Below are 11,961 nucleotides of genomic sequence, written 5' to 3' on the forward strand. Positions count from 1 at the left end.
AGGAGAAAAAAATGAGTTTTAAAATTGGAGATATTCAAATTGACAATAGCGTGGTTGTAGCCCCAATGGCTGGGATTTCAAACTCTGCTTTCCGTGTCACTGTAAAAGAATTCGGTGCTGGTTTAGTCGTGTGCGAGATGATTAGCGATAAAGGGATTCAATTTCGTAATGAAAAAACATTAAGCATGCTTCATATCGAACCAAACGAGTATCCACTGAGCGTGCAAATTATGGGTGGAAATAAAGATACTTTGGTCGAAGCAGCGAAATACGTGGCTGAAAATACAGAAGCGGCGATTATCGATATCAATATGGGGTGCCCAGTAAACAAAGTCATTAAAGCAGAAGCCGGAGCAAAATGGCTGTTAGACCCAAATAAGGTATACGAAATGGTAGCAGCGGTTGTAGACGCAGTGGACAAACCTGTGACGGTGAAGATGCGTACAGGATGGGACCACGAGCATTTATTCGCGGTTGAGAATGCGCTAGCTGCAGAACGTGCCGGTGCAAGTGCGGTTGCGATGCATGGCCGTACTCGTGTTCAAATGTATGACGGGAAAGCCGACTGGGAAATCCTAGGAGAAGTGAAGAAGAACTTAACGCGCATTCCTTTAATCGGAAATGGAGACGTTCGCTCTCCAGAAGACGCTAAACGCATGATTGACATTGCAGGAGTAGATGGCGTTATGATTGGACGTGCCGCCTTAGCAAACCCATGGATGATTCGTCAAACGGTTCATTATTTAGAAACAGGCGAATTGCTTCCTGAAAATACCGTTCCAGAGAAAATTGAAATTGCAAAATTACACTTACAACGACTTGCCAACCTGAAAGGTGAAGCGGTCGCAACAAAAGAATTTCGTAAATTAGCGGGCTATTACCTAAAAGGGGTGCCACGTGCTTCCAAAACAAAAGTAGCCATTAATGAAGCTGAGAATTTACAAACGGTAGAAGCCTTATTAGACCAATTCGTGGTAGAACATTTAGAACGTGAAGAACGTCAAAAACAACGCTTGGCAGAAATTTAAGTAAAAAGCCTTGAAATACTTTCAATAAAGCCTCTTCTTTTGGTACAATAAGGAGAGTTATGAAGAACAAGCAGCGTTCAAAGGAGGAACAAACGTGTCTTTCGAAGTAGAAACACAAGAAACATTAAATGACCAATTACAAGTTCGTCGTGAAAAAATGAGTCAATTACGCGAAAAAGGAATCGATCCTTTCGGTACAGGATTCAAACAAAAAAATACAACTGAAGAAATCCACAATCAATTTGAAGGAGCTACAAAGGAATCACTTGCTGAACAAGAGCCTGTAACAGTTCAAATTGCGGGTCGTATGATGACAAAACGTGGAAAAGGGAAAGCTGGTTTTGCCCACATCCAAGATGGCAAAGGCCAAATCCAAATTTACGTGCGTAAAGATACTGTTGGAGATGATGCGTACGAAGTCTTCACAAAAGCAGACTTAGGAGACATCGTTGGTGTTGTAGGGACTGTCATGGTCACAAATACGGGAGAGTTATCTGTTAAAGCGGAGCAATTCGTTCATTTAACAAAAGCACTTCGTCCACTTCCTGATAAATATCACGGATTAACAAACGTAGAACAACAATACCGTCAACGTTACTTAGACTTAATTAGTAACCGTGACAGCTTCGACCGTTTTGTAACCCGTAGTAAAATCATCCGTGAAATCCGTCGTTACTTAGACGACCGTGATTACTTAGAAGTGGAAACTCCAGTACTTCACACATTAGCAGGTGGGGCAAACGCTCGTCCGTTTATCACACACCATAATGCGTTAGACATGGAATTATACATGCGTATCGCTACAGAATTACACTTAAAACGTTTAGTCGTTGGTGGGATGGAACGCGTATACGAAATCGGACGTGTTTTCCGTAACGAAGGAATCGACACCACTCACAACCCTGAATTTACTTCAATCGAAATCTATACAGCTTACACAGACTACAAAGATGTTATGGATTTAACAGAAGGAATCATTTCAGACGTTGCTGAAAAAGTACTAGGAACAACATTAGTTCCATATGGCGAACATGAAGTGGAATTAAAAGCTCCATGGAAGAGAATTCATATGGTAGATGCGATTAAAGAAGTAACAGGTGTTGACTTCTGGCCACAGATGACTGACGAAGAAGCACGCGCCATCGCGAAAGAAAAAGGCGTGAAAGTCGAAGATTCAATGACATTTGGACATGTCGTGAACGAATTCTTCGAAACATTCGTTGAAGAAACATTAATCCAACCAACCTTCATCTACGGACATCCAGTGGAAGTATCTCCACTAGCGCGTAAAAACGATGAAGACCCACGTTTCACAGATCGTTTCGAATGCTTCATCTGTACGAAAGAGTACGGAAATGGCTTCACGGAGTTAACAGACCCAATTGATCAACGTGAACGTTTCATGAAACAAGTAGAAGAAAAATCTGCGGGGAACGACGAAGCACATCCACATGATGAAGACTTCATCCAAGCGTTGGAATATGGTTTATCTCCAACAGGGGGGGTAGGAATCGGAATTGACCGTTTAGTTATGTTACTAACAAACAGCCAATCAATCCGAAACGTCTTATTATTCCCGACTATGAAAAACTTAGACTGATCTAAATATTAGATTTTCTCGATTTCATCGGATTTGACTCCCAAAGAGAGAGTTTAATAGCATTTTTTAAGGCTACCATATCTGGTATTTAACCGGATATAGGTAGTCTATTTTTAGATAGATTTGTTTTTTTGATAATATTTGATGTAATTTTCTACAATTTTAATAGAAGATGAGCTTATTATTTCACCTTTTAGGTAGAAAGATTCGAACTTTAGAGAAGAATGGAAGTTTTCAATAGAAGTATTATCTGCGGGGGCCCCTTACGTTATAGGCTGAGGATAATGTTTTGTTCTTTATATAGATTATAGTATTCTGCAGAGATATAAACCATATTTTAATTACCACGTGGTAGAATATCCTTAGCTAAATTGATTCGATTGAATGTATTTATAACGAAATTAGTATTACGTTATGAATCGTGTATAAGGAAGAAATTTCTCGTTATATAAATCCATATGGGAGATAAATCTAATAATTCTATCTATAGACCGATTGATCTTCCTTCTAATAGTCTCTTTGATAATCATTGGTGAAAAGTCTGTCTCAAAATGAAACAAATCGATATTAAGACTCCAAATAGGAACACATTAAATAAACTATATTAAGTCATTAGATAAATTTATAATACTTGAGATGTATATTTAACTCTAGCATTTCGTATTTTTTTATTATATTTATACAAGCTTATTTCTATGGCTTTATTTTTTTATGTTGACATAATAGGCGACATTTTTCTTGTCAGAAGATACCTCTATGAGCATTTGATAATATTGTGTCAGAACCATATTGGCGATATTTCTGAGGAAGAGATAAGCTTCAAGGAGTAAAATCTTTGTTAAATCGCACCAAAGCAGCTGAGTGCCCCTTTACCCTCTTTCTTTTTCCTTGTACAATGAAGCTGTAGAGAGGACGTGGAACTATGTGGAAAGACGCCATTGAGATGCGAGAGGCTGTAAGGAATCAGGAAGTCTCTCCGGTTGAATTAGTACAAGAAAGTTTAGAAAAAATCCAAGCATTCAATCCCGAGTTGAATGCGGTTGTTCACATCCAAGCAGAGCGGGCGCTAGAAGAAGCGAAGACGCGCTCGTTTGAGGGCTTACCGTTTGGAGGCGTGCCGCTTCTATTGAAAGACCTCGGGCAAAATCAAGCGGGGGAACCGTCAAGTTGCGGTAGTAAACTATTAAAGGACATCCCCATGAAACGCACCGACAACTTTGTGAAGCGTCTGGAAGAGGCCGGGTTTATTATCGTGGGACGGACGAATATTCCCGAGTTTGGATTTAAAAATATGACGGAAGCCAAGCTCTGGGGGCCGGTGAATAATCCCTATGACCTGAAACGTAATGCCGGGGGGTCTAGCGGTGGCGCAGCAGCAGCCGTTGCAAGCGGGATGGTGCAGATTGCAGCAGCCAGTGATGGAGGCGGTTCGATTCGTATTCCCGCAAGTTTCTCAGGATTACTAGGTTTGAAGCCGAGTCGTGGTCGAATTCCTGTCGGTCCTGGTAGCTATCGTGGCTGGCAAGGCGCTTCGGTGAATTTTGCGATGACAAAAAGTGTGCGCGATACACGTGAACTGTTGCGCGCTTTGCAAGTCGAGCAGAAGGATAGTCCGTTTTTAGCGCCACTGATTCGCGAGTGGAAAGTCCGTTTAGAGCGTCCGCTTCGAGTGGGGGTCATTGAGAAATCCCCGATTGAGAGCGTGGTCGCTCCAGAAGCTAAAGCCGCGCTTCGTAAGGCGGTTCATTTCCTCGAAGACATCGGCTGTGAAGTGGAACCCATCGGCTGGCCTGTCGACGGTGTGGAAGTGATGAAGAATTACTACTTAATGAATAGTGTCGAGACCGCAGCGATGATGCAAGGTTTGGAAGCCAGTCTTGGACGAGCGCTCACCAAGGACGATATGGAACTGATGACATGGGGCATTTATCAATCCGGACAGAACATTCTTGCTAAAGATTACAGTGTAGCTCTTGCCAAATGGGATACTTACGCACATGCGATGGAGAAGGTGCATGAGGAGTTTGACCTTATTCTAACGCCGACTGTGAGTGATGTGGCGCCTCTTCAAACGCAATTTCCGATGGAGGAATCGGTCCGTCAAGCGCTCAACCATATCGAAGAACTCAGCGTCCCTGAGCAACAAAGTGTGATTTGGCGGATGTTTGATCGCACCTTGGCCTTGACGCCATTTACGCAATTATCGAATATTACAGGTGCGCCTGCCATTAGCTTGCCGGTGTATCTGAGTGATAAAGGCTTACCAATCGGCGTGCAGTTCATGGCACCTCGTGGGCAAGAGGCATTACTCTTGCAAGTGGCAGAGTGGTTTGAAGAGCAAGGGCAGTTTGAAATGAGACAGTTCAGCTAGGAGTGAACAAGATGACTAAATCAGTAGCAATCGTAGGAGCTGGGATTGTAGGGGCAACGGCGGCCTACCAACTCAGCAAAAAAGGAATGGCCGTGACCGTTTTTGATGCGGGAGTCGGTCAAGCAACCAAGGCCGCGGCGGGAATTATTTGTCCGTGGCTATCGCAACGCCGCAATAAAGACTGGTACCAACTCGTATCGCATGGGGCAGCGTATTATCCTATTTTAATGGAACAGTTACGTGCGGATGGCGTCACGGACTTGCCGTATGAACAGGTTGGGGCGTATATTTTCAAACATACTGAAAAACAACTCAAAAAGGTGGAAGAAATGGCGGTCGAACGCCGAGTGGATGCGCCAATGATTGGAGAAGTAGAGGCACTATCCAGAGAAGATGTCGCAAAGGTGATTCCAGGATGGGCGAATCCAGATGGGGCGTTGTATTGTAGCGGTGGCGGTCGTGTTGACGGAGAAAAACTTGTAGCCCTCCTTCTAGAGCAAGCCGAAAAAAACGGAGCTACAGTGAAGCATCAAAAAGTTTCTTTATCCAAAGAAGGCGAAGACATTCGAGTGGTAGAGGATGGAGAAGTCCTTCCTTTTGATGCCGTGATTCTCTCCAGTGGCGCTTGGGTCAAGGAATTATTAGAAGGGCTCGACTACTATGTGGATGTTCGTCCGCAAAAAGGGCAATTGATCGAATTGGAACTAGAAACGACGGAAGATACCTCAAAATGGCCGGTGTGCATGCTTCATGGAGAAATCGATATCTTACCATTCCCTGATGGCAAGATTTTAGTAGGGGCGACGCATGAGAATACGCAAGGGTTCGATTTGACGCCAGATAAAGCGTTGTTAGAGGGCATGTATACAGAAGCCTGTGCAAGTTTGCCATCGTTAAAAGAGGCGAAACGAAGCGGGGTTCGTGTAGGAACACGCGCGTATACTTCCGATTTTCTACCATTTTTTGGGAAAGTTCCGGAAACTTCGAATGCCTTTGTGGCGAGTGGACTCGGTTCTTCGGGTCTGACCAGTGGCGTTTGGATTGGCGAATTATTAGCGCGGTTATCGGCAGAAGAGAGCGTTGATTTTGCCATTAAAAACTATCCTCCCAAAAATTATATAAGAAAAACATAGAAACAAAATATAATTTTATTTGTGTTTTGAATAAAAATTTAGTATTCTATTAGAAGTAATTATGTAACTTTTTATAAAAGGAGGAAAAACGAATGTTAAAAGAGTTTAAAGAGTTTTTAATGCGTGGGAATATCGTTGAATTAGCTGTAGCCGTTATTATTGGTGGTGCTTTTAAAGCAATTGTTGATTCATTAGTAAAAGATATTATCTCACCAATCATCGCAATGGTGGCTAACACTGGCGATATCGCAGCAGTTTCATTTAAATTAGGTTCTGCTCAAATCGGTATTGGAGCGTTCATCGCTGCAATCATCAACTTTGTCATTGTTGGAGCGGTATTATTCTTAATCGTTAAAGGAATGAATAAAGCTGCTGAATTAGCAAAAAGTAACAAACCTACTGAAGAAGCTGAACCAGCTGCACCAACTGCGGAAGACTATTTAAAAGAAATCCGCGACTTATTAGCAAACAAATAATCGTTGAGAAAAGCCGAGAACCCTCTCGGCTTTTTATGTGCAAAAAAATAAATAAAATGGTGATGGAATAAAAGGATAAAATTCGTTGAACCATTGTGAATGAGTGTGTGCTTGAGGGAACAGGAGAAGCTTCGCTTCGTTTCTTTGGATTTTAGAGGAAAGTACATCGTCGGATAAACGAGTTCAGAATCAGTTTTATTATTGAAAGAGTTATAGTGGGGCACCGGTTCGAGCCTAGGTCTCTCACCTTTAAAGCCTCAAAGCGGACGTACGGAATAAATTCTTACGTCCGCTAATTCGTTTTAATGCTTAGTCCCACTATTCTTTCAATAAACTGATTTTTTTCGTTTATCCTCCTTAGGCGTTTGGATGGAATCCAAAGAAACTCGCACACTTCTATTTTTCAAACACAATGGTTTGACGAATTTTTCTTTATTTTTTGAGCGAAAAACAAGAGGGTCTGGCTTTTGAACGATTAAAATTTACTTCGTCGACCACCGGACCATCCGAAAAATAGGATACGAAGAAAAGCGTTTAGAAACGAATCACTGGACCAGAACAACGCAAGGGACTGCTTGCAGTCGTGCGGATTTTCTGGGAAGTGGACGTCGTTTCTGCTTTTCTGAGTTCAACTAACAGGATGAGAGACATCGCGCTCAGAAATGGACCACTGGACTGGAACGCCGTAAAGAACGAGAAACGTTCTGCGGACGTTACGGGAAGTGAACGCCATTTCTGCGATAGTGAGCTCAACTACCAGGATGTGAGAAAAGGCGTTAATAGGTGATGACGGTTCGCAGGTTAGACGCAAAGGACTGCTTGTAGTCCTGCGGACTAACCTCGAAAGGCTTGAGCCTATGCCTTTTCGAGCTCAACTACACAGCATACAACACAGAAAGGCAGAAGCAAAAAACGGATTCACACTGTGAATCCGTTTTGTTTCGTAATTTATTGCCCGCACCGTTAATAAACCAGTGCCAAGAGCGTTCCTCTTAGTTATGAGTTGTTTCGACAAGCTTTTCTAGGTATTCTAAGAGTTGGTTTAAAGTGTCTAGTGTTTCTTGTGGTTTGTCCCATTGATAGAGATTTTTGAAGTAAGTTTGGATGTTTGCTTCAAAATCTTGTGGGAGAAGAGCGCAGTTTTCTTTTGCGTATGACAGCATCCGTTTTTCGCCAGGGTGTAATTGCTCATTCAAAGCAAAGAGAAGGTCAAAATAGGAAGCAAAGAACTCGCTACTTCTGTGGTTCAAGGCAAGAACGTCCTTGCGTTTAAGGGCTTTTTTGATTTGCTTTGAAAAAGCGGGCAAGGATTTTTCGAGTAAAAGGGACTGTCTCTCGATGATATTCCGCTTCAGATTCGCAGGGTAAGGGATCTGGTATTTGTTCTGAAGCGCGGTGTATCGGTTTTCTTGGTCGTATAGAACTTTGCTATGAAGCAAGTTGTACCACATACAAGTCGTGTACGCATTTTGAGGTTGATGTTCTAGAACCACCTTCTGTAAGTCTTTATCAAAATCATCCAAGGAACGATAGATAAATTCAATTTCAATTCCATTATTTAGAATGCAGTCATCTTCCACTTCCCAAAATTGATTTTGGATTTCCATATACGAACAGTACTTGCCGAGTAGTTTTTCGCGGATTTCAGGATCAATCGGAGCTTTCAAATAGACATAGACATCATAGTCTGAATCTTGATCATACTGTTCTCCAGCTCTGGAACCTCCAAGGACCACGGCTTCGACTTGCTCTAGTTGTGCTAATTCTTCAAAAAGTTTTTCTGGCATCCTCTTTTCCTCCCTTTCAGTCAGTAAGTTCATTGTAGCAGAAATTCATTCAGATGCAATCTATATTTTTCTAGGAAAAAAATAGGTATAATAGTAGAAAGATGTAATGAAAAGGGTCTTTCAAATGTGGATTGTATTTGCGTTGTTATCGGCTGTGTTTGCGGCGTTAACATCGATATTTGCAAAAATAGGAATTGATGGTGTAAATTCGAATTTGGCAACAGCGGTGCGGACGGTTGTGGTCGTTGTGATGTCGTGGTTAATAGTGTTTATCACGAATAATCAGTCAGGACTGGCACAAATTAGTAAGAAGAGCTGGGTATTTCTCATTTTATCCGGGCTTGCGACAGGGGCGTCATGGCTGTGTTATTACCGAGCGCTTCAACTAGGAAAGGCGACTGAAGTGGCTGTGGTGGATAAACTGAGCATTGTTTTCACCTTGATTTTGGCGTTTATTTTTTTACAGGATACGTTTACAGTGAAATCACTCATCGGTTGTGCGCTCATTGCAACAGGGACTATTTTAATGGTGTGGTAACTAAAAAATCGTACGGAAGCTCCGTACGATTTTGTGTTATAGAACGCTTTGAAAGAAATTTAAGATCATAAAGATACTAACCGGAATGAATAAATGTAGTATAAGAGGAACGGCAGTAGGGTTTTCAGTGATTTTATTATACCAAAAGACTCCAATGCAACAGAGGAGGGAACCGATAGCCCATAGAATTAATCCGATGTCCTGAATGGGAATAAACATGGTGGGAGACACTGTAGCGAGAATCCCTCCAATAAGAATCGGATAGGCAGGAAGTATGTTGCCTTGATTGTAGAGAAGCAAAGCGGCTTTTGCAGCGTGGTAGAAACCAAATATAAATGCGATAAAACTGAGAGCATGTAGTATTAAGAGCAGTCCAAGCATATAGTGACTCCTTTCTTAAACCAGTGCCAGTCCAATCGTGAGAAGGACTGCAATGGTGATGCGGATAATGTGATGTGATATATTGTTATTGCCATTTTCTTTTCCGTTCATATAGGCTCCCACGCAGCAAAGAGTTGCCCCAACAATCCATGTAACGAATGAAAGTCCGTGGACCATTGCTAGTAATGGGATTGCAGGAAGTGCGATGAGGCCTCCTACAAAAATGAGGATGTTTCCTGTTGTTTTGTCTCCTTTTGAAAGAGCGACGCCTCCTGCGAGTAGATGTAAGAAAGCAAATGTAACGATAAAGAAACTAAGAATAGAAAATAAGATGAATACAAAGTCCATATGAGGTTCTCCTTGTTAGGCGATAATCATTAAAATTGTGAGTACGAGTGCAATAATGGCACGAGCTTTGTTTGGGTCTTCGATTTTATCAGGAAACGGATTTCCATTCACAATACAAACGAGAAAATCCAGCATGGCATTTTCTGTTTTATAGGGCTTTTCGTGCTGGTTATTCCAGTAAGACGCGTAAAGAATCAGCGCCCACGCTACAAACCATATGATATATCCAATAACTGATTTCTGATAGATTAGACGAATCGAATGGAGGGCGTTCGCACCTCCAAAAAAGAGTAAGAAGTTTGCGAGTGAATATTTTTTGGCCCAAATAGCATAAATTCCAACGGCAAAAAACGGTAATAAGTAAAATGAGGCGATGGAATTAATCAGAAGTGTCAATGGTTGAGGCATACAATTCTCCTTTAAGCTTGATAGTAATCAGTATAAATCTCTCCTTGTGTTTTGTCAAAATCCGGCGGGTGCGGTACACTAAAGAGGACATGAACGAAGGGAGGACCAAGATGAAACTCATACTATCGCCTGCAAAGGAAATGAATAGTGACGCATTAGAGAAACGCGACTGGGAAGTGAGCTCGGCTGCTAGGAAAGTAGTGGCAGCTGTGAGCGCAGTGCCTGAAGAAGAGCTTGCACGCGTGCTTGGGGTGAAAGGGAAGTTGCTCGACGAAAACAAAGCGTTTATCAAAGGGTGGAAGGTGGCCAGGTCTGCACCTGCCATTGAACTTTACAACGGACTGGCGTTTCGCTGGTTGAAGCAAGTAGAGGGATGGAATGAGGGCTTAGGCTATGGAAGCGAGCATGTGCGCATCTTATCAGCGTTGTATGGAGCTGTGGCGCCGGATGCTTTTGTGAAGCCGTATCGCTTGGATATGTTACGACCATTGCGCGTGGACGGGAAGAGCTTGAAGGCTTACTGGAAAGCGGAGTGGGCCGAGTTGTTCGAAGAAGGTGAAACGGTGGTCAACTGTGCCAGTGATGAGTTCAGCACATTGTTAGACCGCTCGCGTTACAACTGGGTAGATGTGGAATTTTACGAACGTAAAGACGGAACGTTAAAACAACACTCTACGACGTCGAAAAAAGGACGCGGGTTGTTAGTGGGGTTTGCCATGCGCGAACAAGTAACTGACGTCAAGCAGTTGGAGGCTTTTAGAGAAGATGGATTTAAGTTTGATGCAGAACTATCAACTCCAGAAAAGTTGGTGTTTGTGAGATAAAAAAAGAGGAGTAGGGCAGTAGTCTTACTCCTTTTTTGCTTGTTATTTTACGATGCCTTCTGAACTAAATCCTAGTAAAGTCGCTTCGTATTTTTGAATTGCATCTGAATAATCCACCCACTCGGTTAACCACTCTCTGCGGTTTTCCAAGTTCACAATAGATGAATAGAAGGTTTGATGGAATCGGTTCGGTAGATAAGCGATATCGTATTCACGACCGCTTGCGTCTACGTAGTAAAGACGTTTAGAAGCCGTAGACAGATTCACTCTTTGCGCTTCAACCGAATCCACCGAATAATATGGTGCTAGGCCTTCTTGATTGAATAAGTCTAGTAGTGTCTCCAATTCTTCTGTTAAGTCTTCGATTTTTGGCATTAGCGGAAGTTTGATATCCGCCAAGGTGTTCTTCACAAAGATTGCAAAATAGATTTGTGCGAACTTCGTATCTTGTATGGTACAAAAGCTCGATACAGTTCCACGTTCACTAATAAGAATAGAGTAGCGATTCGCTTCTACCACTAATGAATAAATGATATCCACACCATCGTGAATTTGAATGCTGTCTGATTTTTCAACGACTTCAACATGACCTAAAAACTTTTTCAAGTTCGTGATATAAGTTTGCGATTCGAGCATCTTCTTCGTCTCCACTTAATCTTTTGAGTCACAAAATCTATGATCTTTAATTGAAAAGCAATTTTGTTATTAGTTACTTAATCTGTTTATTCAACATCAATCCTCTAGGGTAAGAGGAAAAATATCTTCTCCTCTGTACATTCTATCTTCCATTTCTTTCCACTCAATCACTAATTTATATAGCTCATCAGTTGAAATAAAATATGGTTCACCTAATATTTCTTCCTCAAATTGAAAGTAAACTTCTGTTATTTCTTTTCCAATTTCGATTCCCAACAAATTACCATCAAAAGCATATTCTTCCATCTTCCCAGTAATTACATTCTCCAAAGCTTCTCGAACATCCAGATAAAAATTATGAACCTCAGAATTTAAAAAGTTTGACAGAGATTGACAACTAGAGCTATCGAATTCTACTAGCAAAAATTTCC

12 protein-coding genes are annotated in these 11,961 nt (G+C 41.8%); 7 read left to right on the forward strand and 5 right to left on the reverse strand.

The window, feature by feature from the left end; translation table 11 throughout:
- Positions 1-11 precede the first annotated feature (11 nt).
- The 5 genes from dusB to mscL all read left to right on the forward strand — a co-directional run bounded on the left by dusB (position 12) and on the right by mscL (position 6,608).
- Entirely contained in the window at positions 12-1,028 is a 1,017-nt protein-coding gene (gene dusB, locus Q0594_RS01410) for a tRNA dihydrouridine synthase DusB (protein WP_298729218.1), read from the forward strand.
- 94 nt (positions 1,029-1,122) lie between these two features.
- Positions 1,123-2,628: a lysine--tRNA ligase gene (gene lysS, locus Q0594_RS01415; protein ID WP_298729219.1), complete on the forward strand. Its 1,506-nt coding sequence runs from the start codon at positions 1,123-1,125 to the stop codon at positions 2,626-2,628.
- Between the two features lie 922 nt (positions 2,629-3,550).
- Positions 3,551-4,999 carry an amidase gene (locus Q0594_RS01420; protein ID WP_298729220.1) on the forward strand — a complete coding sequence of 483 codons (1,449 nt, stop codon included), beginning with the start codon at positions 3,551-3,553 and terminating at the stop codon, positions 4,997-4,999.
- An 11-nt stretch (positions 5,000-5,010) separates the two neighbouring features.
- Positions 5,011-6,132 carry an FAD-dependent oxidoreductase gene (locus Q0594_RS01425; RefSeq protein ID WP_298729221.1) on the forward strand — a complete coding sequence of 374 codons (1,122 nt, stop codon included), beginning with the start codon at positions 5,011-5,013 and terminating at the stop codon, positions 6,130-6,132.
- A 92-nt stretch (positions 6,133-6,224) separates the two neighbouring features.
- Positions 6,225-6,608 carry a large conductance mechanosensitive channel protein MscL gene (gene mscL / locus Q0594_RS01430; protein ID WP_298729222.1) on the forward strand — a complete coding sequence of 128 codons (384 nt, stop codon included), beginning with the start codon at positions 6,225-6,227 and terminating at the stop codon, positions 6,606-6,608.
- Positions 6,609-7,600: 992 nt separating this feature from the next.
- Here mscL and Q0594_RS01435 read toward each other — a convergent pair.
- On the reverse strand, positions 7,601-8,395 hold the full coding sequence (locus Q0594_RS01435) for a nucleotidyltransferase domain-containing protein (protein WP_298729223.1): 795 nt from the start codon (positions 8,393-8,395) through the stop codon (positions 7,601-7,603).
- A gap of 124 nt (positions 8,396-8,519) precedes the next feature.
- Between Q0594_RS01435 and Q0594_RS01440 the strand changes: the two genes are divergently transcribed.
- Positions 8,520-8,933, forward strand: coding sequence for an EamA family transporter (locus Q0594_RS01440; protein WP_298729224.1), 414 nt, complete (start codon positions 8,520-8,522; stop codon positions 8,931-8,933).
- A gap of 396 nt (positions 8,934-9,329) precedes the next feature.
- Here the strand turns inward: Q0594_RS01440 and Q0594_RS01445 are convergent, their stop codons facing one another.
- Positions 9,330-9,662 (reverse strand): glucuronide permease, encoded by a 333-nt coding sequence (locus tag Q0594_RS01445; protein WP_298729225.1) that lies wholly within the window; start codon positions 9,660-9,662, stop codon positions 9,330-9,332.
- Positions 9,663-9,677: 15 nt separating this feature from the next.
- Entirely contained in the window at positions 9,678-10,070 is a 393-nt protein-coding gene (locus Q0594_RS01450; protein WP_298729226.1) for a hypothetical protein, read from the reverse strand.
- 110 nt (positions 10,071-10,180) lie between these two features.
- Between Q0594_RS01450 and Q0594_RS01455 the strand changes: the two genes are divergently transcribed.
- Entirely contained in the window at positions 10,181-10,894 is a 714-nt protein-coding gene (locus Q0594_RS01455; protein ID WP_298729227.1) for a peroxide stress protein YaaA, read from the forward strand.
- 42 nt (positions 10,895-10,936) lie between these two features.
- Here the strand turns inward: Q0594_RS01455 and Q0594_RS01460 are convergent, their stop codons facing one another.
- Positions 10,937-11,530 carry a hypothetical protein gene (locus Q0594_RS01460; protein WP_298729228.1) on the reverse strand — a complete coding sequence of 198 codons (594 nt, stop codon included), beginning with the start codon at positions 11,528-11,530 and terminating at the stop codon, positions 10,937-10,939.
- 96 nt (positions 11,531-11,626) lie between these two features.
- Positions 11,627-11,953: a hypothetical protein gene (locus Q0594_RS01465; RefSeq protein ID WP_298729235.1), complete on the reverse strand. Its 327-nt coding sequence runs from the start codon at positions 11,951-11,953 to the stop codon at positions 11,627-11,629.
- Positions 11,954-11,961: the final 8 nt, after the last annotated feature.

Origin of the sequence: uncultured Granulicatella sp. (assembly GCF_938030755.1) — a bacterium.
Classification (GTDB): Bacteria; Bacillota; Bacilli; order Lactobacillales; family Aerococcaceae; genus Granulicatella.

What these genes read in the sequence shown, in the direction of transcription:
- dusB (WP_298729218.1), top strand. Translation starts at nt 12, where the DNA reads ATGAGTTTTAAAATTGGAGATATTCAAATTGACAATAGCGTGGTTGTA.
- Q0594_RS01420 (WP_298729220.1), top strand. Translation starts at nt 3,551, where the DNA reads ATGTGGAAAGACGCCATTGAGATGCGAGAGGCTGTAAGGAATCAGGAA.
- Q0594_RS01425 (WP_298729221.1), top strand. Translation starts at nt 5,011, where the DNA reads ATGACTAAATCAGTAGCAATCGTAGGAGCTGGGATTGTAGGGGCAACG.
- mscL (WP_298729222.1), top strand. Translation starts at nt 6,225, where the DNA reads ATGTTAAAAGAGTTTAAAGAGTTTTTAATGCGTGGGAATATCGTTGAA.
- Q0594_RS01435 (WP_298729223.1), bottom strand. Translation starts at nt 8,395, where the DNA reads ATGCCAGAAAAACTTTTTGAAGAATTAGCACAACTAGAGCAAGTCGAA.
- Q0594_RS01440 (WP_298729224.1), top strand. Translation starts at nt 8,520, where the DNA reads ATGTGGATTGTATTTGCGTTGTTATCGGCTGTGTTTGCGGCGTTAACA.
- Q0594_RS01445 (WP_298729225.1), bottom strand. Translation starts at nt 9,662, where the DNA reads ATGGACTTTGTATTCATCTTATTTTCTATTCTTAGTTTCTTTATCGTT.
- Q0594_RS01450 (WP_298729226.1), bottom strand. Translation starts at nt 10,070, where the DNA reads ATGCCTCAACCATTGACACTTCTGATTAATTCCATCGCCTCATTTTAC.
- Q0594_RS01455 (WP_298729227.1), top strand. Translation starts at nt 10,181, where the DNA reads ATGAAACTCATACTATCGCCTGCAAAGGAAATGAATAGTGACGCATTA.
- Q0594_RS01460 (WP_298729228.1), bottom strand. Translation starts at nt 11,530, where the DNA reads ATGCTCGAATCGCAAACTTATATCACGAACTTGAAAAAGTTTTTAGGT.